This is a genomic window from Cupriavidus sp. TMH.W2 (assembly GCF_050847365.1).
In the GTDB taxonomy this organism is placed as follows: domain Bacteria; phylum Pseudomonadota; class Gammaproteobacteria; order Burkholderiales; family Burkholderiaceae; genus Cupriavidus.
The window spans coordinates 180,692-207,153 of sequence record NZ_CP193794.1; the positions used below are offsets into that span (position 1 = coordinate 180,692).

Here is a 26,462-nt window from a genome sequence, read left to right on the forward strand (position 1 = left end):
TCATGACCAGTTCCCCGAATACAACGGCCACAGTCAGCATGGACGAATTGCTGATCGCACTGGAACGCGCTGGCGAGCCGACGACGGCCGCGTGCGCTGAGAGCTACCTCGCCATGCTGGCGGACCTTTCCATCGATGCCAACAAAGTGCGCGAGGACGCGGTCTATGAGGCGGTGCTGACCGCTAAACGGGAAGGGGCCGGCCTGCTTCCGGAGGGCACCTACCCGACCCTTGCGGCCTTCGAGCAGGACTACGAGCCGATGGGCGAGGTAGGGCTCGCGGCCATGGCGTACGCGGGCATGGGCAAGAGGTACTCGACCCATCACAAGTCGCTGCGCCAGATGCTCGCCGCGATCACTGACGAGGCGCGCGACGCGGCGCGCCTCAATCCTTACCGCGCGAGTGAGGTAAGCCAGTACACCGATCTGTCCTTGGCGAAACACTTTCTCGTGGACGCGGCGCGGGCCAATGCCAAATGGCTCGACAGCGTCCGGGGACCGTGGGCCGCGAAGCTGATCGACCAGTGCGCGCCGGGGGGCGAGGTCTCCCGTTACCCGCACATGCTGGCGGAGAGGGTCCAGCAGTTTGTCGAGCTGTCCAAGGGCTATCGCGCCCCGCGTGAGCCGGCACCACGCCGGCGTGCAGTCCCCGATAGCTCTCACGAACCCGCGTGAATAGCAGCGCGTGCCCCCTCCTGTTGGGGGGCAATCGTCAATTTGAGCCGTTTTCGGCATTCTTTTCGGCATCAAGATCACGGGCGCACGGTCGATAGTTTCTGCATGGCCCACTCCAACTTGCGAGTCGGCTCCGCCAACGTGAGCGCGTACGCGGACTGTCGCACGACGTCTCGGCGCAGATCCTAACCCTTGTGAGACCACGATCCCAATGCCATCATTAGTCGAGTGCTGGGCACATGCCATCCTGCGTCGCCGGTACAAGCGGCGCTTTCTTCCAAAGCAGGTACTACGGCGCGGCGCGCGACTGCTGGAGCTGGAATACGGCCCGGTCGCCTCGCTCCGCACACACGGGGATAGGCTCCCCTGACCACGAAACATGACCTACAACGTTGATTTGGTAAATGGATGCCGCGTGGTACGCGGACGCGTTGCCGCGCGCGAGCTGGCGGCCATGTTGGACGAATGGGCTGATGGCCAGCATTCGAGCGCGCCGCTCGATGAGATGGTGGCCGACGCGGGACTGGCCCGCCATTTTGGCGCCGTGGTGGTCTGCGGCACCTTGGGCGCGGTCAACGCGCTACGCACGCGACTGGAGCTCTGAGATGGTCTTCAAGATCAAGCTGGGGGCCAAGCCCACGGACACGGGAGCGGCACGCCAAGTCATCCATGCGCTGGAACGCATCGGCTTTCGCAATCCGCTCAATGAGCGCGAGCTGGTCTATGGCGGCGTGAAAGTCGAACTGTGGGCCGCCAGCGAGAACCGCCTGCGCATCAGCTCATTCGACGCGATGCGCCAACGGGTCGGGAACGGGACCCAAGGCCTGTTGCTCCTGACGGCTTTCGCCGACCTCTATGCATGCGAACTGGAGCTCGACGCCATTCCGTACGGCGGTCGCGACGAGATGAGCGAGAAGCGCCTGCGCGCGTGGTATGCGGATCGCGGCGACTTCTTGCCCGAGGTCGACAGCGAATCCGCGATGGTGCGAATGCCAGTGCCCGCTGGCAAGCATCCCGGCGTCTTCTATGGCGTGGCCTCGCCTGTCGGGCCAGCACTGACCGATGAGGTCCTGTATGCGTTAGGCGTGGAGGTGGCCCGCGCAGCGGACGGCGGCTTCGCCTTCCGGGCCGATAAAGACGCCTTGCGGGCGCTGCTGCCGCACACGGCGGACTTCACACTGCAAAGCCTGTCCTTCCGCTCGGACGACGCCGAAAAGCAATCGATCAGCGACATGACGTACGCCCGCAGAATGGCTGAACTGTCGTGCGTACTGTGGCGCATCGAGAAGGGCGAGGGCGACGCGCACGCTCTGCAACGCAGGCAGACCGAGATCCTGCACTGCGCCAAGGCCAGTACGACGGCCATCCTCAAGCGCGCCAGCGCCTCCCACACGCCGGACGCAGCGCCCTCGCCATGACGCCCGCCTGCCGGAATTCCGCTGGCGGTAGAAGACGAGTCCCAGTCCAATATTAATTTTTGCTTGACAGGTGCGTTTAACACCCCTCATGATGCACTCATTGAGTGTAACCACGAGATCAGCACATGGATGCCGAATCCCTTGCCACGCTTCATGCCAAGGTTCGCAAGCTTCCCCATTCGAAGTGGCAGGCAGACTATGCTTCCAATGGCCTTGAGCGTAGTCTCGCGCGCTTCGCCGCAGACTACGGAGGCGTCGATCTGACGCCGGATTTTCAGCGCGGACACGTCTGGACCCAGTCGCAGCAGGAACGCTACATCGAGTCGGTCTATCGCGGCACTGTGTCCTCGTCGTCCCTGCTGATTCAGTTCAATGCTCCGCATTGGGAAAACTGGGACTATCAGGGCGACTTGCCGCGTCAGATGCAATGTATCGACGGCCTGCAGCGACTGACGGCGGTCCGTGCTTTCATGGCTGACAAGATCCGCGCCTTCGGCTATCTCGCCAGCGAACTGAAGGGCAGTCCCTACGATCCGCATCGCCCGAACGTGATTGTGCTGAAATTTGCCGTGCACACGATGCAGACCCGCGCGGAGCTACTGCAGTTCTACCTCGACGTGAACGCGGGGGGGACCCCGCATGCCACGAGCGAGATCGAGCGGGTTCAGGGCCTGCTGGCACATGCAACGGACACGCGGCCGTCCGCCCAACACTGGATGCTCCTTCGCCATGACCGCATCTGACTCTCAAGGCCCGCGCTCGCGCCGGGCGAAAGTCGTTCGCGTGCGACCTGCGGGCGACGACCATCAGGTGGTGACCACGCACGGCGGCCCGGGTGTGTACCGCCGAGAGCCATGCGACGACTGCCCGTGGCGCAAGGACGCAGTCAACGTCTTTCCTGCGGAGGCCTTCCGGCATAGCGCCAGCACCGCGTATGACGCGGCACAGGAGACGTTCGCTTGCCACCAGTCCGGCAAGGAAAAGCCAGCCCTTTGCGCCGGCTTCCTGCTGCGCGGCGCCGAGCACAACCTGTCGGTGCGCATTCGTCTCATGACCGGCGACATCGCCGATGACGTGCACGATGGCGGCCATGCCCTGCATGACGATTACCGCGCCATGGCGATTGCCAACGGCGTCCCGCCTGACGATCCGGCGATCGCGCCGTGTCGCGAATCGAGCTATAGCGAGAGGGACGCCGATCCCGACGGAGACTGTGAGGAAGAGGAGGGCGAGCGATGACTGCCACGTTGCCCTATCCGAAGGGGGATCTGCGTCGACTGCTCTCGGTGCTGGGCGCAATCGACCGCCCGCAGGGTGCGCGCCTCTTCGAAATCGTGCAGGCCACCGGCCTCGACAAACGGACCGTATCCCTGCTGATCGAGCAGGCCGGCGCACAGGCCGGCGTCCAGATCACCCGCTCCGACCGGAGCTACCGCGTGTCGGACTGGGGGCCCATCCTGCGCCAGACCGGCGTCCAACTTGCACTAACCGGGGAGATCGTTCCCCGCCAGCTCGGAGAACAAACACTGTGAGACTCGTCTATACCGCCACAAGGGAACCGGTTGCCATCGACGACACCGTCACGACCTCGAAGGGGGATAAGGTCGTGGTCAAGGGCTTCATCAAGCCGCGCCACTCCGGCTCGACCGGCCGCGTGCTGGTCGTCTACGAAGGGTTCACCGAGCCTGCCGAGTACTACCCCAGCGTCATCGGCGCCGAATGGATCGACCGGGAAGACCGACCCGCCGACGCCTGACCCTTCAAACTCCCGCCTCACCGGCGTGCCGGCCTAGCCGGCCCCGCATCCCTTAATCCATCTCCGTGCCTTCACAGGCCGATCGGGATGGATTATCATCATTTCGTGTCTATTTGCGCATCAATTAATGGTTTTATATCCATTTCGATGCGATTTTAATATTTATTTTCGACGCGGAATGATGACGATCAGCACTGCCACCCCCACCGACTCGCGGGTATGGGTCCCGCATAACGACGACCAAGCGGTGCTGTTCGACGCTGAGGGTCGAAAACACGCTGTCCGCACTGGCACCGAAGTGTGCACGCTCGACGATCTGCTCGCCCGTATCGAGCACGGGGAGCGGGGCGACGACATGCCCGTGTTAATGGAAATGTTCGGGTGCCACTACGAGGAGGCTGCCGAAGCCGTATTCGAAGGCAACCACGTTCGCGCGAGGAGTTCCCTCCTGCGCGCGGCTACCACGCCGTGCGATTTCGTGTATGGCTGGGTCAGCACGAAGCCCAGCAATGGGGAGTTTCTGAAAACGCTCGGCGCCGAGGTCAGTGCCTATGACGAGCCGCACGGCCGCTACTACGTCCGGATCTCCAGCACCGATGCCATCGAGCTGCGCGAGATCGCCGGCGCCGAGAATGTCGAACTCACGCGGCGCACTTTCGATGTAGCGATTCCCTATGTGCCGGCTGGCTCGTCACGCGAGCACTTGCTAGGGGAAAAGGCGTTCGTCGCCTTCAACGAGTACCGCGACAACTTCAAGGCCACGACGTCCCAATGGGACGCGTGGGAACAGCAGCTCAAGGCCATCAAGGAACAGCTCGCCGTGCTTGACAATGCCCCTGCAGCGAGGACGCCCCGGCTCGTGATCGATGCGTTCGGCCCGGTCCCTGCACAACCACGCTGGGCTCAGGTCGACCTCACGCGAGCCTTTCTCGACCAGATCGGCGCCTTGCGCGAGCTGTGCGACGACAACCGTCTGCAGTCGGTGCGTGTCACGGGTGGGCCGGGTCGTTGGGACCGCACACGCGAATGGCGCCCGGACTTGCCGTCGTTGGTCGTGTCTCCCGGCGAATTCCACTTTACGGTCAAGTCCAAGCTCGACGACCAGACCGTGGAGACGGCACACGTGCCAATTGGTCGCCTGCTGCAACTCCTGCGCGAGGGCGAGGTGTGCAATGCCAACGACTTCCGTTGGCACGACGGCATGCTCTATTACGCCGACGACGACGCGGCGCCGCTGCTCGAAACGTTCACGAAACAGCTGGCCTCGGCAGGGCCGGCTAACCTTTCCCCGTCGCTGTAAGGACCCAGACCATGGCACCGATCTTCTACGGCACCATCACCGCGCATCCGAGCCAACGCGACATGCTTGAAAGCTTCGGCATCACGCTGGCGGGATACGACCCCGCGAACGGCGTCTTTCTGGCACGCGCAGACAAGGCGGCCGTGAATGCCCTGACGGATTTCGAGATTGATTTCCCACATCGGCTGTATGGCCGCATGGTGGACAGCCCGGCGATGCAACTACGTCCCGGCATGACGTTCGGCGATCTCGACGCGGAAGCCGCGTTCATCCGTTACCAGCAAGCGCAGAGCGAGCACGGCGAGCAGCGGCCTTGGCAAATGGCCGCCAACGCCGTGCAGGCCATGCGCGAATCTGTCACCAAAGCACGTGGACCCGAGACCATGCGCCTGTCGGGGAAGATGATTACCGCACTGATGCGATTGAATGGCAAGACCATCGAATCGCTGGCACGCGCCATGGGCATTACCCAGAAACGGGTCCGCGAGGTGCGCGAACGCGGCGTCGCCGGCGAAGGGTATGTGCTGGACTGGGTCGAAGCCCTGAGCGCCAGCGCAGCCGAGCCGAGCCAGCCGGTTGCGACCGCGCAGGCGCTGCTGGACCGCGTGCAGGTGGATCTGGCTCACCAAGCGGCGCTCTCCGATGACCAGCGACTCGATGCGATCAACGCCCGGGCGGACGCATACCACGACGCCGACCGGGCCGCCAAGTCGATCGACATCGAGGCGTGCGGCGACAACGTCAATGCACGGTTGGCTGTCACCCACCGCCCCTATCTAGTCCTCCTCGACGACGACGCCGTACGGACGTGGGCCGCGCTGGAGGCGCGTGAACTGAGTCTGCTCGACGCACCGCAGGTGCGCGAAAGCGCTGCCGTCACGCTGGCCGGTGTGATGCGTGCCAATCCGGACTTTTGTGCCCATTTCAACGAGACACACCCCGAGGCGGCCACGCTGGTGGGCACGCTCTGCAGTGACCACCAGCATCGGGAAATGACGCGCGAGGGCCGCAAGCAGGGCTTGAACCAGCCGCTGCGCCCCGACTGGGTAACGGCGAGCGAATTCACCGTCATCACGCGGCAAACGGCCTATAGCCGGGATGTCGTCAGTTACCCGGACGCGCAGCGCGCGGTACAGGCTCTGATGGCCGCCAAGCCCGAGCAGCGGCCATATCTGCTGGTCAACCACAACATGGCGCTGTATCGGCCCGGCGCCGCCGACGCCGTCCAGCTCACGCACAGCTGCTCCGAGCCGGTGCGGCAGGCTTACGCCCAGTTCGCCCTTGACCCTTCCAAGCTCGCCCATGCCATGGAGGAGGGCGCCCGTCGCAAGGACGTTGCGCTGTATGCGCCGGAGGAAGGGGTTTTCATCGGCGAGGTGTTGGGTGGCGGCTTCTGGTCCAACCTCGAAAATCTGGGCCTCACCACGATCTCCACCTTCCCGTCGGTACAGGCGGCGCGCGAGAGCGTGGCCACATGGATTACCCAACCGAAGGACGTCCGCTACGTATTCGTGGAAGCGGAGCCCGACGGCACGAGCACCATGCAGGCCTGCATGCGCGCAGGGCTCCCGGGCTGGGATATCACGCCGACCGATAGTCACGACGCCTCGCCGACCCTTCACTGAGCCCCGACCATGCACCAAGATTACAGCGGCTACTACGGCCTTATCCGGACCAACGCGAAGCACGCCGACATGTTGCAACGCCACGGCGTGACGCTCGGCCCCTACGATGCGGCGAGCTGCAGCTTTCCTGCGCACGTCAAGGGCGCGTCCTATGATGCGCTGGTCGATGTCGCAGCTCAGCAGCCCGGCACATTCACCCTCTCGATGGTCTACCGCCATCCCGCCAAGTTGCGGCTGGATCGATCGCCCGACGAGCTGGACGCCGAGACCCTACGTGGCGAGCTCGCCCTGAGCCGCTTCCAGCAGAGTGTCGACAGCGAGCCCGACTACTGGGCCACGCGCGCCACCCAGTGCGAGCGCGCATACGACACCGCCCTCGCGACCTGCGGCACGCTGGCACGAGTCGCAGCAGATGGCGAGATCGAGATCACGACCGGGTACTTTGGCATCCCGGAAGCCCCCGAGGACATGGTTACCGTGCGGGTGTACTTCGATCGTGACTACAAGGCGCACCCCAACCGCGCCATGGTGATCGAACGGTTGTGGCCCACCGCCCAACTGGAGGAACTGCTGGGCGCAGAAGCGGCACGGCGCGTGCAGGTCCAACTTGCAGCAGACACCCTGAACAGCAACGCCGTTTGCCTGCAGGGCGACGCGGTACCACTATACGGCGAGCTGGCCGAACGGGTGCTGGCGCGCGAGTGGGACCCAAACCTTGCCCGCAACTTCCCGGCCCTCGACCTGCTGTCGATCGGTGACGCGATGGCACTGGCCGCCCATCGGCTGGAGTTCCCGCAGCCAGCCATGCGCGACGCTGTTGCGCGCACCCGGCATGCGCTATGGGAGGCCAGCAGGAGCCTCGTGCATGAGTCGTACTTCAGTCTGGCTGAGCTTGCACGCTACGCGCCGCTCCTGATCCAAGCCCGCGAGCAATTGCGCTCGCAGGCGAGCATGGAGGCAAAGTGGGTGGGCGCTCGGCTCGATCACCTGCTCAATGCACGCACGCCGCTGCGTTTGATTGCCCAGCCCACCCCGGGCCACAGGTTCGTGCCCCGAGAGCACCGCTACGTGATCGCCCATCACGTGCCCTATGCCGCCGCAGTGCCGGGGACAGATATGGGCGAGCAAGACGCACGCACATCGTACTGGGGCATCGACAGTTGGAAAGTCACCAAGCGCGAGGCGACCACGTTTGGCCTACACGAGGCCGAGCAGGAGCTGCGTAGGCTGCTACCGCGCTGCCCCACGGCCCATCTCGTGCCAGCCGAGCCCCCAGCGCCACGCCCGGTCCGGCGCATGGCCGCGAGCGCGGATCTCGCGCTTTGACACTCACGCTCCTGCAACCTGATACCGCCTCGACACCATGAACTACTCTGGACATTACGGCACCTTCTACAACCTCACCGACGACGACTGCGAAAAGCTGGAGCGCCATGGCTTCGTGTTTGGCGCCCACGACGAACACGGCGAGCGGGATCCGGTGTTCGTGCCGCAGCACGCCAGCGGCACCCTGCAATACGTTCCAGAAATGCTGGAGAATCCGTTCCGATCCGGGCCCGGCGTCTGGTGGGAATTGCATCCCCGCCAGAGCGAGACGCTGCCTGAAGCCATCAACACCGACACGCTGTCGCTGGAAGCCCTGCGGGGCGAGACCGCCATGGCTCGCTTTACCGAACAGACCATGTCCGGCACCTTCGCCCCCGATCGCGACCCGGCATTCTGGTCGCGGCGCGCACAGCGCTGTCACGCGGCGTTCTGCTCCCGCCTGCAATCCATGTCACCACTGGTGCGTGTCGCGGCCGAAGGCGAGATCGAGCTGGCCACCGGCAAGCATGGGGCACCCGGTGAAGCGCCCGGCGCCATCACCATTCGCGTCTATCTCGACCGGCAAGCGGGCGAGCCTCTCGCCCGCGACATGGTCATCGAGACCGTGATCGCGCCCGAGGATCTGCACAAGCAGCTCGGCGCACGTGTGGCCACCGCGCAGGCCAAGCTGCTTGCCGCACCCGACGCACAGGTGTACCTGCTGGGCCGCCACATCCCGCTGGAAGGCGAGCTCGCCGAGCGCATTGGCCGGGCCGACTGGTCGCCGGCGCATGCGCATCGCGCGCCGCCCTTGCGGCTGATGTCGATCGACGACGCCATTGGCTGGGCCAAGAACTCGCTGCCGCACTTCAACTTCGCCGAGCAGGAAGGCTTGCCGAAGCAGGCCGTACTGAGCCTCTACCAAACGCAGGGTCGCACCGAGCGCGCACGGCGCCCCTCGCTGCAGGATGTGCTCGACGCGGCGCGAGCACTCGAAGACGCCAAGCTCATGCTGGAGCGCTCGCTCGACCTCGGGCGGCAGTGGCTTGCGCAGCGCCTCGGCCACGTGCTGGAGGCCGAGGCGCGCTTTGAACTCGCGCCGCCGGCCCGGCTCGCGGAGCAGTTCCGCACGAAGGATCAGCACTACGTCATCAGCATTGATGGACCGGGCAGCGCCAATCCCCGCCACCCGCAACCGACCGTGTACTGGACCGGGCAGGACTGGACCACGGATCTTGCGCTGGCCGGGCGCTACACCACCCGCGAGGCGTCGACCCTGCTGGAGGGCGCACTGCGCGCCTACCCGTTCGCTGGGACGGCCCGCCACGACGCGCTCGCCGAACGCGCGGCGTACACCGACACCCTGACGGGGTCACGCCACGATAAGGCCAATCGGCTATCATAAGCCTTGTGGTTATATAGACTGGCAAAGACATTCCCGTCAGTTATAACGATGGTCTAGGATTTTGCCACCGTCCTCGGCTAGACTGGCTGGCCCTTCAGCGATTGCCGAGATCCTGTATGGCCACCGTCGAGCGTACCGCTTACCCGCGTTTCCCGAAGGTTTTCTCCACCAAGGCGTGGCCACGCGGCGAAGTGACGAACCTTCCGCGTTGCGGGGCAGCAGGGAGTGACCACGAGCTCATCCGAGCGAGCGGCACGAACCGTTTCCGGCCATGCGAAAAGGGGCGGCTAAGCTACAGGCGTGCTACACGCCGGATGCCGAGGAACTGGAGTGGGCCACCCGTTCAACCCGTGGACAAGGTCCACGACTTGGCTTGCTGGTGCTGCTGAAGGTCTTCCAGCAACTGCATTACTTCCCCAACCTGGACAGCATTCCCGTCGTCGTGATCGACCACGTGCGCGCCAGCGCTGGTCTGGCGCCGGATGCCGCGTTTGGCTATGACCGCAAGCTGTCCCCCACGCTGTACCGGCATTACACGGCGGTGCGCGAATTTCTTGGCGTCCAGCCCTATATTGGCACCGATGCCAACGAGGTCACGATTCGCGCCGCACGCGAAGCCGCGGAAACGATGGACCAGCAGGTGGACATCATCAACGCCACCATCGATGCGCTGATCCTCCACCAGGTCGAGCTGCCAGCGTTCTCCACCCTGGACAACATTGCCGAGCAGATTCACACCCGCACGCAGACCGCGCTGTTTCGACGCGTCGCAAGGCGCTTGTCGGATGAGGAGCGGCAGCGGCTGGACCGGCTTCTCACCCGGGAATTCACCAACCGCCTGACCGCCTACAACAACATCAAGCGCCACGCGCGCCGCCCGTCACGCAAGCATCTCAGCCTGCTCATAGAACACCTGACCTTACTCGATGGTCTTGGCGATTTCTCTCGCGCAATCGCAGGCGTGCCAGCCTCGAAGCTGCGCTCGCTGGCCAGCCAGGCCATGAGCCTGGACGCGGCCAATCTACGGGAGATCCTGCCTGAGAAGCGCTACACACTGATCGTCGCCTTGCTCAACCATATGCGCGTGCGCACCCGCGACGATCTCGCGGAGATGTTCATCCGTCGCATGGGCGCCATCCACAAGCGGGCGCGCGACGAGATGGAGCGCATCCAGTCCCGTCAGCGCGCGCAGATGGAGAAGCTGGTCATCTTGCTCGATGGCGTAGTGGATATCGTCGCCGATGGCCAGGACGATGCGCTGATCGGCCGGCAGGTGCGCCGCTTCCTCGCGCCGTCCGGCGACCTGGAGCCGCTGCGCGAGAGCTGCGCCGAGGTGCGGGCCTTCAGCGGCAACAACTACCTGCCGCTGCTATGGCGGCATTTCCGTGCGCACCGCTCGGTGATGCTGCGCCTGGCGCAGGTGCTGGAATGGGAGTCGACCAGCCAGTCGCGCACGCTGCTGGCGGCACTTGCGGTGGTGCTGGACAATGAATCCCTGCATCGCGAATGGATCGCCGCCGACGTCGACGTGAGCTTCGCCTCGGAACGGTGGCGCAAGCTGGTGCGCCGCCCCCACGACCAGGGCGCCCCCACCAACCGGCGCTACCTGGAGCTGTGCGTGCTCTCGCATATGGTCAACGAGCTGCGTTCCGGCGACTTGTGCGTGGTGGGATCCGACGCCTTTGCCGATTACCGGGCGCACCTACTGCCCTGGCGGGAATGCGAACGGCGCCTGCCCGAATACTGCGCCAAGCTGGACATGCCGACCAACGCGCAGGACTTCGTGGCGCATCTACGCCAGTGGCTGGCCGACACGGCGCGTACGCTGGATGCCAGTTTTCCCGACAAGCGCCAGCACGTCACCATCGGCCAGGACGGGGAACCCGTGCTCAAGCGGACGATCGCCAGGGAGATCCCGGCCAGCGCGATCGCCCTGCAACAGGCGCTGATCCGGCGCATGCCGACGCGCAATCTGCTGGACGTGCTGGCCAACATCGAGCACTGGACCCACTTCACGCGGCACTTCGGCCCACTCTCCGGCAGCGACCCCAAGATCCGCAATGCGGCCGAGCGCTACCTGCTGACCATCTTCGCCATGGGCTGCAACCTGGGGCCCACCCAGGCCGCCCGCCATATGGGGGATCGGGTCACGCCGCACATGATGTCGTTTGTCAACCGTCGGCATCTGAGCCTGGAGCGTCTCGAAACCGCGCAGCGGGAATTGATCGAACTGTATCTGCGGCTCGACCTGCCTAAGCACTGGGGGGATGGCAAGACCGTCGCGGCTGACGGCACCCAGTACGACTTCTACGACAATAATCTGCTGGCCGGCTACCACTTCCGCTACCGGAAGATGGGCGCGGTGGCCTACCGGCACGTGGCCGACAACTACATCGCGGTGTTTCGGCATTTCATTCCGCCCGGCGTGTGGGAAGCCATCTACGTGATCGAGGGTCTGCTCAAGGCCGGCTTGAGCGTCGAGGCCGATACCGTGCACGCCGACACCCAGGGCCAGTCGGCCGCGGTGTTCGCCTTCACGCATCTGCTGGGCATCAAGCTGATGCCGCGCATCCGCAACTGGCAGGATCTGAAGCTTTACCGTGCCGATGCCGATACCAAATACAAGCACATCGACCGGCTGTTCTCGGACACCGTGGACTGGGACCTGATCGCCTTCCACTGGCAGGACCTGATGCAGGTCGCGCTGTCGATCCAGGCCGGCACCATCTCTTCGCCGCTTCTGCTGCGCCGGTTCGGCTCGGAAAGCCGCCGCAACCGCCTGTTTCTGGCGGCGCAGGAACTCGGCAAGGTCGTGCGCACGGCGTTCCTGCTCGAATGGATTGGCAGCCGCGAACTCCGCCAGGAGATCACCGCCACTACCAACAAGATCGAGTCCTACAATGGCTTTGCCAAATGGTTCTCGTTCGGCGGTGACGTGCTGGCCGAAAACGACCCCGACGAACAGCAGAAGCGCCTGCGCTACAACGACCTGATCGCCTCGGCCGTGATTCTGCAGAACACGGCGGACATGATGCAGGCCCTGCGCGCGATGGTGAAGGAAGGGATCAAGGTCGACGTGGCCGACATTGGCTTCCTGAGTCCCTACCTCACCAGCAACATCAAGCGCTTCGGCGACTATAAACTCAACCTGGAGCGGGTGCCGGAAGCCTGGATTCGCGACAGCCTCTTTGCCGGTCCCGCCCATTCCGTCCGCAAGCCTCGCCATGCCTGACATCGATACACCTTACGGCAGGGTCGACGCCGAGGCGTTGCAAGCGCTTCGGGACACGTTCGACACGACCACCATCCTGCGCGTGGTGGACCAACTCGATGCGATCCGCGCGCGTTGCTGTGAGCCAGCCGGGCTGCGCGACGATCTGCTGTGCTTGCACGGCATGGCACATACTCTGATCAACGGCGCCGCATTGTCGTATCCAACCACTGGCCCGACCCTCGTGGACCAAGCCGAGGCCATCATAGAAGAACTGGACGACTGGATCTTGCTCCTCAAACGCGCCGTGCAAGCGCTGCGCCCGCTGGAGCCGCTTCGCCCTCGCGACGATAGCTGACTCGGCCAGGTCGCTTGCCCGTCGAGACGGCGCATGTGAGGCCGGCTGCGACGATGCGGCAGAACAGAAGCGGGAACGAGCCGGGGCAGCGTAGCCGCGTCCACTACGCCTTTTGGCGCACTTATCCTGCTTGCAGCGATGCGATCAGCGGGCAGGATACGTTGCCCTGCCGGGCATGGCAGGCGCACACCAGCTCAGACAGAACGGCCTCCATGCGTGTCAGGTCGGCAAGCTTTGCGCGCACGTCGTTGAGCTTGTGCTCGGCCAGGCTACCGGCCTCCTCGCAATGGGTGCCATCCTCCAGCAGGAGCAGTTCGGCGATCTCGTCCAGGCTGAAGCCCAGCCGTTGGGCCGCTTTCACGAACCGCACGCGCGTCACATCCGCATCGCCATAGCGGCGGATGCTGCCATAAGGCTTGTCCGGCTCCGGCAGCAGCCCCTTGCGCTGGTAGAACCGAATGGTTTCGACATTGACCTCGGCCGCCTTGGCGAAGGCGCCGATGGTCAAATTCTCCAAATTGCGCTCCATCCCGCTTGACTCCGTACAAATGTACGGAAGTAAGCTTACGTTATCCCTTCCCGATTCGAAAGGACCAGCGCATGTTGAAACCGCAACACGGGCGCCGCGCCCTCTTGGCCGGCGGGCTGGCCGCCATCCTCGCCTCCACCTGCTGCCTGGGGCCGCTGGTCCTGGTGGCGCTCGGTTTCAGCGGGGCCTGGATCGGTAACCTGACCGCGCTGGAGCCATATCGGCCCCTGTTTATCGGCACGGCGCTAGTGGCACTGTTCCTCGGCTGGCGGCGCATTTTCCGCCCGGCGCAAATCTGCAAGCCGGGCGAGGCCTGCGCGATCCCGCAGGTACGCGCCACCTACAAGCTCATTTTCTGGGTCGTCGCTCTGCTGGTTCTGGTTGCGCTCGGATTTCCCTACGTGATGCCATTGTTCTACTGATCAGGAGTTCGCCATGAAGAAGCTGTTTGCCGCCCTCGCGCTCGCTGCCGTCGCTCCCGCGTGGGCCGCCATGCAAACCGTCACGCTGTCCGTGCCGGGCATGACTTGCGAAACCTGCCCGATCACGGTCAAAAAAGCGCTCTCCAAGATCGACGGCGTGAGCAAGACCGATGTGAGCTTCGAGAAGCGCCAGGCCGTCGTCACCTTTGACGATGCCAAGACCGGCGTGCCGAAACTGACCAAGGCGACCGAGGACGCGGGCTATCCGTCCAGCGTCAAGCGGTAAGCCCCGCAGCGAACACGAGAGAGAGGCCATGGGACGGATCACGCGCGTGGTCAACAAGGCAGGGGCGCTCGGCGGCATCGTCTCGGCGATGGGTTGCGCAAGTTGCTTTCCCGCCATCGCCGGCCTGGGCGCGGCCATTGGCCTGGGCTTCCTGAGCCAGTACGAAGGGCTGTTCATAAGCGTCCTGCTGCCGGTGTTCGCTGGCATCGCGCTGCTCGCCAATGCCACCGCCTGGCTTAACCATCGGCAGTGGCAACGGACTGCGCTCGGCGTGATCGGCCCAATTCTGGTGCTGGCCGCGGTGTATTTGACGGTTGGCTGGCGCAGCGAGGCGCTGCTCTATGTCGGCCTGGCCTTCATGGTCGGGGTATCGATCTGGGACTTTGTCTCGCCGGCGAAGCGCTGCGGGGCACCGAACGCCTGCGAACCCCCGGCCAAGCGCGGCTGACCGCGTTGGCCGCTGCCGAGATGAACAAAGGAACTGTGGCATGACCCACTTGACGATCACTGGAATGACCTGTGACTCGTGCGCCGTGCACGTCAAGGATGTCTTGGAGAAGGTGCCCGGCGTGCGGTCGGCGGTCGTGTCGTACCCGAAAGGCATGGCGCAAATCGACACCGAGCCCGGCATGTTGCCAGATGCGCTGGCTGCCGCCGTGGCCGGACTTGGCTACCAGGTCATGCTCGCCGAGGCCCCGCCGGCGGAAAAGCGCGGCAGCCTGCTCGACACGGCCATAGGCTGGCCAGGCGGCGGCGACAAGGGCGCGGACCATGCTAGCGCCCTGCGCATTGCCGTCATTGGCAGCGGCGCCGCCGCGATGGCGGCGGCACTCAAGGTCGTCGAACAAGGCGCGCAGGTGACCCTGATCGAGCGCGGCACCATCGGCGGCACCTGCGTCAATGTCGGCTGCGTGCCGTCCAAGATCATGATCCGCGCGGCCCACATCGCTCATCTGCGCCGCGCAAGCCCGTTCGACGGGGGCATCCAGGCCACGCCACCGGCGATCCTGCGCGAGCGCCTGCTCGCCCAGCAGCAGGGGCGTGTCGAGGAGCTGCGCCACGCCAAGTATGAGGGCATCCTGGCAAGCACCCCGTCCATCACGGTGCTGCGCGGCGAGGCCCGCTTCCAGAACGGCCACACCCTGAGCGTGCGCCTGGCCGAAGGCGGCGACCGCGAGGTGGCCTTTGACCGCTGCCTGATCGCCACTGGCGCCAGCGCGGCCGTGCCGCCGATCCCCGGTCTGCAGGACACCCCGTACTGGACCTCGAACGAGGCGCTGGCCAGCGACACCCTGCCCAAGCGGCTGGCCGTGATCGGCTCGTCGGTGGTGGCCGTGGAGCTGGCACAGGCGTTCGCTCGACTCGGCAGCCAGGTCACGATTCTGGCACGCAGTACGCTGTTCTTCCGGGAAGACCCGGCCATCGGCGAAGCCGTCACGGCCGCCTTCCGGGCCGAGGGCATCACGGTGCTGGATCACACGCAGGCCAGCCAGGTGGCGCACGCGGATGGCGAATTCGTGCTCACCACCGGGGGCGGCGAAATCCGCGCAGACCAGTTGCTGATCGCCACCGGCCGCGCGCCCAACACGCGTGAACTGGCACTGGAGGCGGCGGGGGTGACGGTCAACGCGCAGGGCGCCATCGTCATCGACCGTGGCATGCGCACCACCGCACCCCACATCTACGCCGCCGGCGACTGCACCGACCAGCCGCAATTCGTCTACGTAGCGGCGGCGGCCGGCACCCGCGCGGCGATCAACATGACCGGCGGGAACGCAGCGCTCGATCTGAGCGCCGTGCCGGCGGTCGTCTTCACCGACCCGCAGGTCGCCACCGTGGGCTACAGCGAGGCGGAAGCGCACCATGACGGCATCGAGACCGGTAGCCGGCTGCTCACGCTCGACAATGTGCCGCGCGCGCTCGCCAACTTCGACACCTGCGGATTCATCAAGCTGGTCACCGAGGCCGGCACTGGCCGTCTGATCGGCGTGCAGGCGGTCGCACCGGAAGCTGGCGAGCTGATTCAGACGGCGGCGCTCGCAATCCGGGCGTGCATGACTGTGTTGGAACTGGCCGATCAGTTGTTCCCATACTTGACGATGGTCGAGGGGTTAAAGCTCGCCGCGCAGGCCTTCTCCAAGGATGTGGCCCAGTTGTCCTGCTGTGCCGGATGAGGTAATGACCGTTTCGAGGACCCGCTTTGCGGCAGGCCTAAAGCACTGGCGACTCGTTACATTGTCCGCGACCGTCCCACGCAGTGCGTCCTGCTGTCTGCTGATGCCAAGCCACTAACGAAAGACGATGCACGACTCAGTGCCCCCGGCTATCGTTGTTCAACAGCGCGTCCAGGCGGGCCACCTCATTTCCTTTCATGATTCTCCTGCGGCGCGATCCTCACGGCGGGCGCTTCGGGTCGCCATCGACGTGTTCCAGTGCAGCCAGGATCGGGCAGTCGTCAACCGATCGCGTCCCATCGGGGCATTCGGCGATCAGCCGGTCGAGTGCGGCGGACATGGCCTGCATGGCGCGAATCTTGACGGCAAGCTGGAGCTTCTTCTCGATGGCGCGCCGCCGCACATCGGCGCAACAGGCGCTGTCGGCCTGGCGCAAGTGCAACAGCTCGCGGATTTCCGCCAAGACGAAGCCGCACGCTTGGGCGTGCTGGATGAAGCGAATACGCCGCACAGCGTCCTCGCCATAGAGGCGATACCCGCGCTCGGTCCTGCTAGCGGGGGCAAGCAGCCCTTCGCGCTCATAATAGCGAAGCGCGTCAGGACTGATATCGCCCGCTTGCGCCAGCTTGCCTATGGTCAGCACGGCGTCGCATCAAGGCTGGCCAAGACCGGCGGCGCGCAGGCTCTGTTCATCCACGCCGCGGCCGGCGCAGCAGCCGGCGAGCTGACCGTCGATCGCCACGGCCGGCACCGAGCGTACCCCGAGTGCCTGGGCGCGCTTCACCACCTCGATGTCGTGCATGTCGAGTACCGCGACCTCGCAGGACGGGCAGGCCAACTCTTGCACCAAGGCAACCACCTCCGCGCAGACCGGGCAGCCGGCGGTGAACACCTCAACCTTTCGTTTGGCAGTCATTTGCGGGCTCCTTTCCACATCGGTGACGCTGAGGGCAATGCGCATGCAACCGCCCCGTCACGATCAGGATAGACCTTGAAGCTAACTCCAGAGTCAAGCCCGATTTCCCGCTTCGCCGGGCACTACGGTCAGCCGCGAATCCAGCCCAACGCGACAGGCCTTAGCCAGGATGGATGCGCCGATATAGGCGCTCAGCTTGGTAGGAAATGAGCGCGCCCGCCGCGCGCCACGGTGGAGTCACAAGCCACCCAACCGCGGCGTCCCGCGCAGCGATGACATTTTTATGTGTGCAGCCGGCGGTAAGCTGAGGCGCTTCGCAGTCAGCCCGCGCCTCCATTGGCATGGCTCCACTTGTCTGACGCTTTTACGGCGCCACGGACGCGCCAATCAATCGCGACAGGGCCTCGCGCAAATTGCCCGCAGCGGGGCACTCAGGCACACCGTGGCGCTGGGCAAGAAACGCCGGATCGTTGTAACTAACCCATGTCCGTCCGTCGGCGTCCGCCCATACGAGTGCCTTCAACGGCAGGTCTATGCCGATCGATTGCGCGCATTCCATCAGAGGCGTGCCACCCTGCGCATTGCCGAAAATCAGCAATTCAGTCGGCCGCAGCGATTTGCCGATCTTCGCCGCGCCTGCCGCATGGTCGATGCGCGCAAACACGGTCAGCCCTCGCTCCTTTACCGCTGCTTCAAGCTTGTCCATGGCCGCCCTCGGCGCCAACGGACTTCGAACGGTGACCAAGCCATCGGCAGCATGCAGGGGCATGGCAAGTGACAGCAGCAGGGCCGGCAGCAACCAACGCAGAGCTTTCATGCGGTTCTCCTGTAGAGGAGTCATTACTGTAACGGCAAAATGGCCCTTGGTGCCTTCCGGCACACGCGAAATTGGCGGGGTCCGTTTAAACGACATCGCCACATACGCCGCAATTTGGCGCCGTCACAGCGGTACCTAGTCCTCAATCCCGAAGCGGGTGACCGCATCGCACTAACCGCTGCTTGGTGCATGGCGCTTCACTCGCAGGCCTTCGAATTTAGCGTCCGGACTTCGTCGATGCGGCAGGCATACGTCACCTATTCAACGCAGGCGTCTGTTTGGGGGACTCTGTTTCGCCTCCTGTGGTCTCGCTTGTGGGCTCAGCTGAGGGAGGAGATCCGCAGGTGCGGCTATCTCATTGGCTGAACTGGTTGCGGCCTCATAGGGAACGCGGTTTGGCCCAGAGCCGGAAACCTTTTCCGCGTTGCGAGCGAACTTTCAGATAGAGAGGCTTCGGACGGCTTTAGATGTGCCAATGAGGGAGCGAAAGATGGGCGCCAAACATATCCTCTGCACTGCGAGTGTGCTGCAGATGGAAACCCTTGGACCCGATCTTGCAGCAGCGAAGACGGGCTCCTCCAACGCGTATGCGGTTGCGCTGGGCCTGTCCCCGCCCGATGCAATCGCTGGCGACGCTCAGGCACGCGCGCCCGTGCAAGGACGGCGCGCGTGCCTGTTCGGTAGGACAGGCTGTCAAGCCTTCAGGCTACGCAAGCGCAGTTGGCGACGGCAATCAATCTGGCTGCCGGGGCGAGTCCGGTTATTTCGCCGCGTCGAACCCGGCTGCGGCACGCACGTTCCATTGGCGCCTGGGCTGGCGGTCGAAAAGAAGGGAAAGCGTAGATGGAAAGCAACGCGGCGATGATCCCCGCTGGGCGTTCCACCTTGCGTGAAACGCCGACGCTGCCCGGGCAGGTGGTTCTGGTGCTACAGGGCGGTGGGGCGCTGGGCAGCTACCAGGCGGGAGTCTACCAGGCGCTTCACGAAACCGGCATTGAACCGGACTGGGTCGTTGGCACGTCGATCGGTGCCATTAACGGGGCCATGATCGCCGGAAACCGACCAGCGGAACGACTGGACTGCTTGCGTCGGTTCTGGTGCGGCGTGACCCGCTGCGGCTTGTCCCCACTGATCGGCCCTTATTCCGCTGCCGGCGACACCTTCCACAAGCTGACCGTGCTTATCAACGGTCTTCCGACTTTTTTTGAGCCACAGCCCAGCGCATGGCTCAGCCCACACGTTTGGCTCGGCGCCGAGGTGGCGGCGTACTACTCGCCGGCGCCGCTGCGCGCATCTCTCGCCAAGCTCGTCGACTTCGCCTACTTGAACGAGAATCACATGCGGCTTACCGTGGGCACGGTGAATGTGCGTAGCGGCAGCCTGCGCTACTTCACTAACCGCGACACCACGCTCGGCCTGGAGCACGTGTTGGCCTCCGCCGCCCTTCCACCAGCATTTCCGGCCGTGCGTATCGATGGCGAGAGCTACTGGGATGGCGGCATCTATTCCAATACACCGATTGAGGTGGTGCTGGATGACAGTCCCCGCCGCGACTCGGTCATTTTCGCGGTGCAGCTATGGCCTGCGGAAGGTCCAGAGCCACAAACGATCTGGCAGGTTATCAGCCGGCAAAAGGATATTCAGTATGCCAGCCGAGTGGAGAGCCAAATGGCGCGGCAGCGCCAGATTCATCGATTGCGGCGAGTCATTCGCGAACTTGCCCAATACATTCCACCGGGCGAGCGTGAATTGCCGGCGGTCAAGGAGCTATTGCAGTGGGGTTGCGGGACCACGATGCAAGTCATTCAACTGAAGGCGCCTAGGATGGACGGCGACGATTACGCCAAGGACTTCGATTTCAGTGCCGCACGGATGCAGGCGCGTTGGGAAGCCGGCTACCGCGCCACCGCGCGGATGCTCGAGCTTGCCCCTTGGGAGGGCAAACTGGACCCTGTCGAGGGTATTGGCGTGTACGAACTCGTGCCGGCTCCCTGACCCGCATCTTGATGAAAAATGTTGCGAATCCCGGCCGACTCTCTCTACGTCCAATTTGGAAGGTTGGCGTTCACTGTTTCCGCGTCCTGTCGGTGCCAAACCAATGCCAGGAGGTTATCGCAAATGCCCCCGATCGCCGAGGTCATTGCCCCGTTTTCCCGCTTCCCCGGCTGGCTGCTGAGGTTGGCATGCATTATCGCTATTGTTTGCAGCAGCCCCGCTTGGTGCAGCAATCGCTACGCCAATGGTTTTGACTTGCAAGGCGCTTTGGTCCCTCAAGACGACATCGTCAATGGCGGGCCGCCGCGCGATGGGATCCCGGCGCTGATCGCGCCACGCTTCGTGGCCGCGTCTGAGGCGACGTACCTGAGGCCCGACGACCGCGTCCTCGGCGTGTTGTTGAACGGTGTGGCGAAGGCCTATCCTGAGCGCATTCTGCTTTGGCACGAAATCGTCAACGACGAGTTCGATGGTGAACCGCTGGTTGTAAGCTTCTGCCCACTGTGCGGCACAGGTGCTGCGCACTCGGCCAGCGTTGATGGCAAGCGATTGACTTTTGGCGTGTCCGGCCTGCTCTATAACAGCAACCTGCTGCTGTACGACAAACAGACACAATCACTGTGGTCGCAGATGCTCGGCAAGGCGATAGCGGGTCCGTTCAAGGGCACCGCGTTGAAGGATTTCCCGATCACTCATACCACATGGCAAGCATGGCGGAAGGAACACCCACGCACTGTGGTGCTTTCCGAGCGTACCGGCTACCGGCGCGACTACGGCTTCAACCCTTACTCGGACTACCTGACTAACGCCCTGGTGATGTTCCGCGTCAGCCAGGAAAGCCACCGTTTCCACCCCAAGGAATGGGTGCTCGGCGTGGAGGCGGACGGCACCTACAAGGCCTACCCGTTCACAGAACTTGCCAAGGCTGGCAATGTGGTGCGTGACCGGGTGGGCGGCAGGCTCATCGAAGTTCGGCTCGATGCGGCAACCTGGTCGGCAAGCGCCTCTTCCGACGGAAAACCGTACCCATCGCAGACTGCCTACTGGTTCGCCTGGTTCGCTTTTCACCCACGCACCGACGCTTACCAAGCCCCGCCGGCCACACGAAGGTAACGAGCTTCAAATTGAAGACCGATCATCGCGGCATGGGAGATACTGGCAACGGTCGCCCCGCGAGCCAAGGCAGTGCACGCACTTGGCGTCCGTGCCGGCAGGTAGTGCCGCAGCGATTGCGCGGACTGCCGGACGTCCGATCTCTGCCGCCGTTTGCCGTCTCGATGCGGACGACTGACATGGATCGCCATCCTTCAGTGCTGGCTGCGAAGAGGCGATCGAAGCTGTCAAACGGCCGGCCTGCCCGAAGTGCCAAGTTACTGTTCTCGACATAAACGACATTGTGGTCGTCTAGGGTGCCCAGTCTCTCGCCGTTCGCTCGGTGCCCGCCGTGGCGGTCGATGGCCAGCTTGCCACGTGCTGCGCCTACCTCGGCTTCGAGGAAGCATGAACGGCTTCAAGTTCGGCGACACGGCAGAATTCGACGCGCCATGGCAGTACCGCCTCCTGCACCGCCCGCAGCGTGCCGGGATTCCTCTTCGGTGTGCTCGAAGCCAACCTTATCCACAGCGGAAGGAACCGCATGCGGGGCGCAGCCGGTCCCAATCCTAGGACGTGGCGACGCCGCGACAAAGTAATCGTCGAAATTGATGCAGACAGCCCCCGGGTCAGCTTGTGACGCGGGGGCTCTGGAACGCTTCGTCCTTCAAGCGACCACGCTGGCCGTCAGCTCTTCGGGCTAAGCCGCTTCACCGTCTCGCTCGTTGTCCACACCGCATTGGCCATGAAGCGGAAATTGGTGATCGCTGCAAGGTAGCCGTCGCCTTCGGGAAGGATTGCCGCCGCCGTCGCATCGCGTACCACGGCGACCTCGAAACCTTGCTCCAGCAACTCCCGAAGATGCGACTCCACGCAGAGGTTAGCAGACATCCCGGCCAGAATCACTTGGTCAACACGGTGCTTGCGCAACTGCAGCACGAGATCGTTCTGCTGCGGGCCATAGACCTTGTGGGGAGAAGCAATGATGGTCTTGTTATCGAGGATGTACGGCTTGTACTCCGGCATGAAATCAGCCCCGGAGTTGTCAAAGGCGTCCATGGTATATGGGCCGCGCCGTTTGAACATGCCGACCTTGTGCATCAGCTTCTCGATTGCGCCCTCGAATCTCCAGCCGCCGTCCGAGGGGTAGTAGTAGTGCGGCGAGACAGCTACGGTAATATTGGCCTTTTTTGCGGCCGCGAACAGCCGGCCTATGTTTTCCACGGTGTTCATTTGTCTAACGCTTTGGCCGACCGCGCCCCAAACAACGCCCTTCGGGCTGAGAAAATCAATCTGCGGATCAGTAACCACGAGCGCCGTGCGTGACAGATCAAGAGTCATGTCTGATGGTGGCAGCATCGGCTTGTCTGGATCAGCATATTTATCCGCCCCCTCGCGCTCCTGAGTGGCCGCAGCCAAAGGAACAGCCATTGTGGCAGCCGTGATGGCCGCCCCTGCCTTGAAGAAGCTACGGCGACCGGTGTCGACAGGCGCCTCGTCGGCGGGATCGGGATGGTGTGAGCATGAGCACGACATTCGATTTCTCCTCAAGTTGAACGCTGTGGCCTACAGGCTGGGCGCTGCAGGGAAATCCACGGGCGCCTGGTGCACTCGCTGGAAGACATTGGCAAACACAGTCTGGGCTGCCTTTAGCAAGGCCTCGGTAATTTGCGCATCGCTAAAGCCGGCCACTTTGACCGCTGCGACGTCCTCGTCACTGATGCGGCGATCCGGGCGAATCGCCCGGATGACGAATTGCACGAGGGCTTCGAGTCCAGGTCGTTTGCTCGTGCCGCGACGAATTTCGATCGTTTCAACCTCCGACAAGCCCGCGTTCTTGGCTAGCAAGGTATGGGCTGCCAGGCAGTATTTGCAGTCGTAGACCTGGCTGACGGCTAGGGCAATCGCCTCCTGGTTCAACGTGCCGAGTTGGCTATCGTTAAGCGACGAGTCGAGCTGAAGGAAGCTTTGCAGCGCGGTCGGGCTGTTTGCGATGCCCCGATGGATATTAGGGACTGCCCCAACCGCCTGGCGGATGGCGTCGTACAGTTCCTTTACCGCCCCGGACGCCTGCTCTGGCGCCACTGCATTGAGTCTGGTCATCTTCAATCTCCATGGTTAGAAATGAGAGACCTCCAGCGGAGTCTTATCCCGCTGTGGCCTGCTTGTAAGATATTGCGTACCATGGAGACAATCGATGTCAAAACGTCTGGAATTCCTGTCCACTCGTCTAGATTCCACCCCATGGATGTACTTACAGACATCACTCACACAATGCGTCTGAAGGGCGGCGTCGACTTTCGGTGTGAATTTTCCGCCCCTTGGGGCCTGGAGATGCAATCCGGGCCGGTCGCCCGTTTTCACATCATCGTCCGCGGTAATTGCTGGTTGAAAATGGCGGACCAACCCGAATGGGTTCCGCTCCACGCTGGAGACCTAGTGGTCCTTCTTCATGGCACAGGCCACAGCCTGGTCGATGCGCCGGGCAGTTGTGTTATTCCCGCGGACTCAGTGCCTCGTCCGGACACCCCGGGCGATTTCATCTCGATCGAAGCGGGCGGCGGCGGCCTACCGGCCACCGTGCTTTGCGGTCACTTCGAATTCGATAGGGAACAAGACAACTATCTGCTGCGCAGTCTGCCAACACTTATTCATTTGCGTGGCACAGAGACCTATGAGTTCGAATGGCTTCAGACGGTGCATCGCTTCATTGCTGACGAAACGCAACGGGCCAGATCCGGTGCCGCCGCGGTAATTCAGCGGCTCGTGGAAGTGCTGTTCATCCAGATGCTGCGGACATACGTTGCGAAGTCGGGGCCGGCCGCTGGCATTCTCGGTGCGATCGCAGACAAACAGGTGGGTGCGGCGCTCAACCATATCCACAGGGCGCCTGAACAATCATGGACCGTCGCGACACTTGCCACCGAGGCATGCATGTCGCGCGCGGCCTTCGCGATTCGCTTCAGAGAAATGGTCGGTCAAACTCCGATGCAGTACGTGACGCGGCGGCGCATGTGCAAAGCCGCGGAATTTCTCACGCATACACACCTAGGCATCGCGGCAATTGCCGAGCGTGTCGGCTATGAATCTGAGACTGCTTTCAGCAAGGCATTCAAGAAGATCTTCGGGTGCGGTCCGGGGGCATTTCGTCGGGGTCGATCCGAAGACCGCACGCTAACGTGAGTACCGTCCCCGAGCCCGCCGCAGCACTCATCCGTATTCCCAGCAAGACATCGATGTCGAGCACGATGGAGAGCCGGATGTGGCGAAAGCCGGCTAGTGCATCTTTCGCGACGCCAAGCGTGCCGCGTAAGTCGAATTCCCCTTCGGTCTTGAGATATCGACCGCCCGCCTCGATGTCGGGCGCCGTGGCTTCGGCGGAGGTGTTGAGTATTTGAACCGCGGCCCCGATTACGTCAGCCGACTGGACTCCTGGGCAAGCATTCATCGGCTGCTCACCCTGCTGGCGAGCCCGGCTGCCGCTGGGGCTGTCATAGCGAACCTCCAATGCGACGGCCCTTGATGCCAGCCCTTAGGTAAGCAGTCACTGTGCGAGCAGCATGACCCTCCGCGACGACACGTACTCGGCGGGACCTGTAACCTTTTTGCGCTTGTCGACGAATCTCTTAGTACGGGAATCCCAAATGGTAGAGGGGAGAGTATCCGTTCGTCCCTCTCGGGCGAGAAGGATGGTCGGGTGCTGGAGGCTAAAGACGGCACGAAGAGCGCCGTGATGGGCAATGAAGCATTCCGCTTCGAGTAGGCATTGAACTCCGATCAGCGGGGGGCACTAATTCGGGAGTCGCGTTCCGCAGAGGGCCGGCACGGGCATAACGACATGGGCGTGCGTAAGTGCCGAGTCCCGCGGGCAAATAGTGAGGGGCTCATGGACACGCAGGTGGCGATGTTCGCGAACACGCGTCGTAACCTTCCGGCAAGACGGCGTCTGCCCGGACAAGTCGTGCTGGTGTTTCAGGGTGGCGGGGCATTGGGAAGCTACCAGGCGGGGGTCTATCAAGCGCTGCATGAAGCCTGCATCGAGCCGGACTGGGTCATTGGCACTTCGATCGGCGTCATTAACGGGGCGATCATCGCCGGCAACGCGCCAGCGGAACGACTAGCCTGCCTACGGCGGTTCTGGCACGGAGTGTCGTGCCGTGGCTTGTCCACGTTGGTCGGCGCTTACCCGGGCGCCAGCGAATTCTGGTGCAAGCTTGCTGTGCTCATCGAAGGGGTCCCGAGCCTGTTCATCCCCCAGCCCGAAGCGTGTCTCAACCCCCATGCGCGGTTGGGCTCCGAGGCGGCGGCGTACTACTCCACGGCACCACTGCGCGCGTCGCTTGCCACGCTCGTGGATTTCGATTATTTGAATGACAAGAACGTGAGGCTTACCGTGGGCACGGTGAATGTACGGACGGGCAACCCGCGCTATTTCACCAACCGCGATACGCCGCTGGCGCCCGAACACATCCTGGCCTCCGCCGCCCTGCCGCCGGCCTTTCCGGCGGTGCGCATTGAAGGGGAAAGCTATTGGGATGGCGGGATTCATTCAAATACGCCGATCGAGGCGGTGCTGGACGACCGCCCCCGCCGCGACTCGGTCATCTTTGCAGCCCAATTGTGGCCGGCGGAGGGGCCCGAGCCGGAAACAATCTGGCAGGTGATCAGCCGCCAGAAGGATATTCAGTACGCGAGCCGGGTTGAGAGCCAGCTCGCGCGGCAGCGCCAGCTTCATCGGTTGCGGCATGTCATCCGCGAGCTGGCACGATATATTCCGGAGAGCGAGCGCGACTCGCCGGCCGTCAAGGAACTGCTGCAATGGGGTTGCGTAACCACCATGCATGTGATCCAGCTAAAGGCGCCGCGCATGAGCGGCGACGATCACACCAGCGACATTGATTTCAGCGCTGGACGCCTGCAGGCGCGTTGGGAGGCGGGCTATGATGCCACGGTGCGAATGATTGAGCGCGCTCCGTGGGAGGAGGATCTGGATCCGGTGGAGGGCATCGCCGTGCATGAGGTGGCGAAGGCGTGATCAAAAGGCATAGTTCCTGCGACGGCACGCCCCGCCAGTACGCGATGTGGCCGACAAACGCTGCCTTGAGCAGGGAGTAATACCGGACCGCATTATGGTCGAGATCGCCATTGACCTTGACATCGTAATAGCAGGCCATCTCCC

27 protein-coding genes are annotated in these 26,462 nt (G+C 63.6%); 21 read left to right on the top strand and 6 right to left on the bottom strand.

What is annotated here, in order from left to right; genetic code table 11:
- Nucleotides 1–38: 38 nt before the first annotated feature.
- From ACREYQ_RS30655 to tnpC, 13 genes are all read left to right on the top strand, one after another.
- Entirely contained in the window at nucleotides 39–674 is a 636-nt protein-coding gene (locus ACREYQ_RS30655) for a hypothetical protein (RefSeq protein ID WP_432263063.1), read from the top strand.
- Nucleotides 675–1,053: 379 nt separating this feature from the next.
- Nucleotides 1,054–1,278 (top strand): hypothetical protein, encoded by a 225-nt coding sequence (locus ACREYQ_RS30660; RefSeq protein WP_432263064.1) that lies wholly within the window; start codon nucleotides 1,054–1,056, stop codon nucleotides 1,276–1,278.
- A 1-nt stretch (nucleotide 1,279) separates the two neighbouring features.
- The gene (locus tag ACREYQ_RS30665) at nucleotides 1,280–2,092 is read left to right on the top strand and encodes a hypothetical protein (RefSeq protein WP_432263065.1); all 813 of its coding nucleotides are present in this window, start codon (nucleotides 1,280–1,282) and stop codon (nucleotides 2,090–2,092) included.
- Between the two features lie 125 nt (nucleotides 2,093–2,217).
- Nucleotides 2,218–2,835: a DUF262 domain-containing protein gene (locus ACREYQ_RS30670; RefSeq protein ID WP_432263066.1), complete on the top strand. Its 618-nt coding sequence runs from the start codon at nucleotides 2,218–2,220 to the stop codon at nucleotides 2,833–2,835.
- A complete protein-coding gene (locus ACREYQ_RS30675) occupies nucleotides 2,822–3,331 on the top strand; it encodes a DUF6283 family protein (protein ID WP_432263067.1) in 510 nt (169 codons plus the stop codon). The genes ACREYQ_RS30670 and ACREYQ_RS30675 overlap by 14 nt, the downstream gene beginning before the upstream one ends.
- Nucleotides 3,328–3,624 (top strand): hypothetical protein, encoded by a 297-nt coding sequence (locus ACREYQ_RS30680; protein ID WP_432263068.1) that lies wholly within the window; start codon nucleotides 3,328–3,330, stop codon nucleotides 3,622–3,624. The genes ACREYQ_RS30675 and ACREYQ_RS30680 overlap by 4 nt, the downstream gene beginning before the upstream one ends.
- A complete protein-coding gene (locus ACREYQ_RS30685) occupies nucleotides 3,621–3,848 on the top strand; it encodes a hypothetical protein (RefSeq protein ID WP_432263069.1) in 228 nt (75 codons plus the stop codon). The genes ACREYQ_RS30680 and ACREYQ_RS30685 overlap by 4 nt, the downstream gene beginning before the upstream one ends.
- Before the next feature lie 178 nt (nucleotides 3,849–4,026).
- Nucleotides 4,027–5,148, top strand: a complete 1,122-nt coding sequence (locus ACREYQ_RS30690) for a hypothetical protein (protein ID WP_432263070.1) — start codon at nucleotides 4,027–4,029, stop codon at nucleotides 5,146–5,148.
- Between the two features lie 11 nt (nucleotides 5,149–5,159).
- Nucleotides 5,160–6,773: a hypothetical protein gene (locus ACREYQ_RS30695; RefSeq protein ID WP_432263071.1), complete on the top strand. Its 1,614-nt coding sequence runs from the start codon at nucleotides 5,160–5,162 to the stop codon at nucleotides 6,771–6,773.
- Between the two features lie 9 nt (nucleotides 6,774–6,782).
- Nucleotides 6,783–8,099 carry a hypothetical protein gene (locus ACREYQ_RS30700; RefSeq protein ID WP_432263072.1) on the top strand — a complete coding sequence of 439 codons (1,317 nt, stop codon included), beginning with the start codon at nucleotides 6,783–6,785 and terminating at the stop codon, nucleotides 8,097–8,099.
- Between the two features lie 37 nt (nucleotides 8,100–8,136).
- On the top strand, nucleotides 8,137–9,483 hold the full coding sequence (locus ACREYQ_RS30705) for a hypothetical protein (RefSeq protein ID WP_432263073.1): 1,347 nt from the start codon (nucleotides 8,137–8,139) through the stop codon (nucleotides 9,481–9,483).
- Between the two features lie 271 nt (nucleotides 9,484–9,754).
- Nucleotides 9,755–12,715, top strand: coding sequence for a Tn3 family transposase (locus tag ACREYQ_RS30710; RefSeq protein WP_432263074.1), 2,961 nt, complete (start codon nucleotides 9,755–9,757; stop codon nucleotides 12,713–12,715).
- Entirely contained in the window at nucleotides 12,708–13,052 is a 345-nt protein-coding gene (tnpC, locus tag ACREYQ_RS30715; RefSeq protein WP_195429104.1) for a Tn3 family transposase post-transcriptional regulator TnpC, read from the top strand. Before ACREYQ_RS30710 ends, tnpC begins: the two co-directional genes overlap by 8 nt.
- 121 nt (nucleotides 13,053–13,173) lie before the next feature.
- On the opposite strand, the gene merR is transcribed toward tnpC, so the two are convergent.
- Entirely contained in the window at nucleotides 13,174–13,581 is a 408-nt protein-coding gene (gene merR / locus ACREYQ_RS30720) for an Hg(II)-responsive transcriptional regulator (RefSeq protein WP_195429107.1), read from the bottom strand.
- A 71-nt stretch (nucleotides 13,582–13,652) separates the two neighbouring features.
- Between merR and merT the strand changes: the two genes are divergently transcribed.
- Genes merT through merA form a run of 4 tightly spaced genes read left to right on the top strand, consistent with a single transcriptional unit; the run spans nucleotide 13,653 to nucleotide 16,463 of the window.
- Entirely contained in the window at nucleotides 13,653–14,003 is a 351-nt protein-coding gene (gene merT / locus ACREYQ_RS30725) for a mercuric ion transporter MerT (protein ID WP_432262698.1), read from the top strand.
- A gap of 13 nt (nucleotides 14,004–14,016) precedes the next feature.
- Entirely contained in the window at nucleotides 14,017–14,289 is a 273-nt protein-coding gene (gene merP, locus ACREYQ_RS30730; protein ID WP_432262699.1) for a mercury resistance system periplasmic binding protein MerP, read from the top strand.
- A 28-nt stretch (nucleotides 14,290–14,317) separates the two neighbouring features.
- On the top strand, nucleotides 14,318–14,737 hold the full coding sequence (gene merC, locus ACREYQ_RS30735; protein ID WP_432262700.1) for an organomercurial transporter MerC: 420 nt from the start codon (nucleotides 14,318–14,320) through the stop codon (nucleotides 14,735–14,737).
- Nucleotides 14,738–14,777: 40 nt separating this feature from the next.
- A complete protein-coding gene (gene merA / locus ACREYQ_RS30740) occupies nucleotides 14,778–16,463 on the top strand; it encodes a mercury(II) reductase (RefSeq protein ID WP_432262701.1) in 1,686 nt (561 codons plus the stop codon).
- Between the two features lie 220 nt (nucleotides 16,464–16,683).
- Here merA and ACREYQ_RS30745 read toward each other — a convergent pair whose 3' ends face one another.
- The 3 genes from ACREYQ_RS30745 to ACREYQ_RS30755 form a co-directional block, all read right to left on the bottom strand.
- Nucleotides 16,684–17,106, bottom strand: a complete 423-nt coding sequence (locus tag ACREYQ_RS30745) for a heavy metal-responsive transcriptional regulator (protein ID WP_432262702.1) — start codon at nucleotides 17,104–17,106, stop codon at nucleotides 16,684–16,686.
- A gap of 9 nt (nucleotides 17,107–17,115) precedes the next feature.
- Nucleotides 17,116–17,379: a thioredoxin family protein gene (locus tag ACREYQ_RS30750; protein ID WP_195429118.1), complete on the bottom strand. Its 264-nt coding sequence runs from the start codon at nucleotides 17,377–17,379 to the stop codon at nucleotides 17,116–17,118.
- 364 nt (nucleotides 17,380–17,743) lie between these two features.
- Nucleotides 17,744–18,196: a DUF302 domain-containing protein gene (locus tag ACREYQ_RS30755; protein ID WP_195429120.1), complete on the bottom strand. Its 453-nt coding sequence runs from the start codon at nucleotides 18,194–18,196 to the stop codon at nucleotides 17,744–17,746.
- Between the two features lie 843 nt (nucleotides 18,197–19,039).
- Here ACREYQ_RS30755 and ACREYQ_RS30760 point away from each other — a divergent pair.
- Together ACREYQ_RS30760 and ACREYQ_RS30765 are read left to right on the top strand one after the other, a co-directional pair.
- Nucleotides 19,040–20,191, top strand: coding sequence for a patatin-like phospholipase family protein (locus tag ACREYQ_RS30760; protein ID WP_255519812.1), 1,152 nt, complete (start codon nucleotides 19,040–19,042; stop codon nucleotides 20,189–20,191).
- A 123-nt stretch (nucleotides 20,192–20,314) separates the two neighbouring features.
- Nucleotides 20,315–21,304, top strand: coding sequence for a DUF3179 domain-containing protein (locus tag ACREYQ_RS30765; RefSeq protein WP_432262703.1), 990 nt, complete (start codon nucleotides 20,315–20,317; stop codon nucleotides 21,302–21,304).
- Between the two features lie 666 nt (nucleotides 21,305–21,970).
- Here ACREYQ_RS30765 and ACREYQ_RS30770 read toward each other — a convergent pair.
- Both ACREYQ_RS30770 and ACREYQ_RS30775 read right to left on the bottom strand, forming a co-directional pair.
- On the bottom strand, nucleotides 21,971–22,714 hold the full coding sequence (locus tag ACREYQ_RS30770; protein WP_432263077.1) for a cysteine hydrolase: 744 nt from the start codon (nucleotides 22,712–22,714) through the stop codon (nucleotides 21,971–21,973).
- A 135-nt stretch (nucleotides 22,715–22,849) separates the two neighbouring features.
- Nucleotides 22,850–23,386, bottom strand: a complete 537-nt coding sequence (locus ACREYQ_RS30775) for a carboxymuconolactone decarboxylase family protein (RefSeq protein WP_432262704.1) — start codon at nucleotides 23,384–23,386, stop codon at nucleotides 22,850–22,852.
- An 81-nt stretch (nucleotides 23,387–23,467) separates the two neighbouring features.
- Between ACREYQ_RS30775 and ACREYQ_RS30780 the strand changes: the two genes are divergently transcribed.
- Both ACREYQ_RS30780 and ACREYQ_RS30785 read left to right on the top strand, forming a co-directional pair.
- Nucleotides 23,468–24,466: an AraC family transcriptional regulator gene (locus tag ACREYQ_RS30780; RefSeq protein ID WP_432262705.1), complete on the top strand. Its 999-nt coding sequence runs from the start codon at nucleotides 23,468–23,470 to the stop codon at nucleotides 24,464–24,466.
- A 703-nt stretch (nucleotides 24,467–25,169) separates the two neighbouring features.
- Nucleotides 25,170–26,318, top strand: a complete 1,149-nt coding sequence (locus ACREYQ_RS30785) for a patatin-like phospholipase family protein (RefSeq protein ID WP_432262706.1) — start codon at nucleotides 25,170–25,172, stop codon at nucleotides 26,316–26,318.
- The last annotated feature ends 144 nt before the right edge of the window (nucleotides 26,319–26,462 follow it).

Bases quoted from the DNA above. Each gene is read 5' to 3' on its own strand.
- tnpC (WP_195429104.1), top strand. From the start codon at position 12,708: ATGCCTGACATCGATACACCTTACGGCAGGGTCGACGCCGAGGCGTTG.
- ACREYQ_RS30780 (WP_432262705.1), top strand. From the start codon at position 23,468: ATGGAGACAATCGATGTCAAAACGTCTGGAATTCCTGTCCACTCGTCT.
- ACREYQ_RS30755 (WP_195429120.1), bottom strand. From the start codon at position 18,196: ATGAAAGCTCTGCGTTGGTTGCTGCCGGCCCTGCTGCTGTCACTTGCC.
- ACREYQ_RS30710 (WP_432263074.1), top strand. From the start codon at position 9,755: ATGCGAAAAGGGGCGGCTAAGCTACAGGCGTGCTACACGCCGGATGCC.
- ACREYQ_RS30785 (WP_432262706.1), top strand. From the start codon at position 25,170: ATGGACACGCAGGTGGCGATGTTCGCGAACACGCGTCGTAACCTTCCG.
- merC (WP_432262700.1), top strand. From the start codon at position 14,318: ATGGGACGGATCACGCGCGTGGTCAACAAGGCAGGGGCGCTCGGCGGC.
- merT (WP_432262698.1), top strand. From the start codon at position 13,653: ATGTTGAAACCGCAACACGGGCGCCGCGCCCTCTTGGCCGGCGGGCTG.
- ACREYQ_RS30655 (WP_432263063.1), top strand. From the start codon at position 39: ATGGACGAATTGCTGATCGCACTGGAACGCGCTGGCGAGCCGACGACG.
- ACREYQ_RS30750 (WP_195429118.1), bottom strand. From the start codon at position 17,379: ATGACTGCCAAACGAAAGGTTGAGGTGTTCACCGCCGGCTGCCCGGTC.
- ACREYQ_RS30700 (WP_432263072.1), top strand. From the start codon at position 6,783: ATGCACCAAGATTACAGCGGCTACTACGGCCTTATCCGGACCAACGCG.
- ACREYQ_RS30770 (WP_432263077.1), bottom strand. From the start codon at position 22,714: ATGGCTGTTCCTTTGGCTGCGGCCACTCAGGAGCGCGAGGGGGCGGAT.
- ACREYQ_RS30775 (WP_432262704.1), bottom strand. From the start codon at position 23,386: ATGACCAGACTCAATGCAGTGGCGCCAGAGCAGGCGTCCGGGGCGGTA.
- ACREYQ_RS30695 (WP_432263071.1), top strand. From the start codon at position 5,160: ATGGCACCGATCTTCTACGGCACCATCACCGCGCATCCGAGCCAACGC.
- merP (WP_432262699.1), top strand. From the start codon at position 14,017: ATGAAGAAGCTGTTTGCCGCCCTCGCGCTCGCTGCCGTCGCTCCCGCG.
- merA (WP_432262701.1), top strand. From the start codon at position 14,778: ATGACCCACTTGACGATCACTGGAATGACCTGTGACTCGTGCGCCGTG.
- ACREYQ_RS30660 (WP_432263064.1), top strand. From the start codon at position 1,054: ATGACCTACAACGTTGATTTGGTAAATGGATGCCGCGTGGTACGCGGA.
- ACREYQ_RS30690 (WP_432263070.1), top strand. From the start codon at position 4,027: ATGATGACGATCAGCACTGCCACCCCCACCGACTCGCGGGTATGGGTC.
- ACREYQ_RS30765 (WP_432262703.1), top strand. From the start codon at position 20,315: ATGCCCCCGATCGCCGAGGTCATTGCCCCGTTTTCCCGCTTCCCCGGC.
- ACREYQ_RS30705 (WP_432263073.1), top strand. From the start codon at position 8,137: ATGAACTACTCTGGACATTACGGCACCTTCTACAACCTCACCGACGAC.
- ACREYQ_RS30675 (WP_432263067.1), top strand. From the start codon at position 2,822: ATGACCGCATCTGACTCTCAAGGCCCGCGCTCGCGCCGGGCGAAAGTC.
- ACREYQ_RS30665 (WP_432263065.1), top strand. From the start codon at position 1,280: ATGGTCTTCAAGATCAAGCTGGGGGCCAAGCCCACGGACACGGGAGCG.
- ACREYQ_RS30760 (WP_255519812.1), top strand. From the start codon at position 19,040: ATGGAAAGCAACGCGGCGATGATCCCCGCTGGGCGTTCCACCTTGCGT.
- ACREYQ_RS30680 (WP_432263068.1), top strand. From the start codon at position 3,328: ATGACTGCCACGTTGCCCTATCCGAAGGGGGATCTGCGTCGACTGCTC.
- ACREYQ_RS30670 (WP_432263066.1), top strand. From the start codon at position 2,218: ATGGATGCCGAATCCCTTGCCACGCTTCATGCCAAGGTTCGCAAGCTT.
- merR (WP_195429107.1), bottom strand. From the start codon at position 13,581: ATGGAGCGCAATTTGGAGAATTTGACCATCGGCGCCTTCGCCAAGGCG.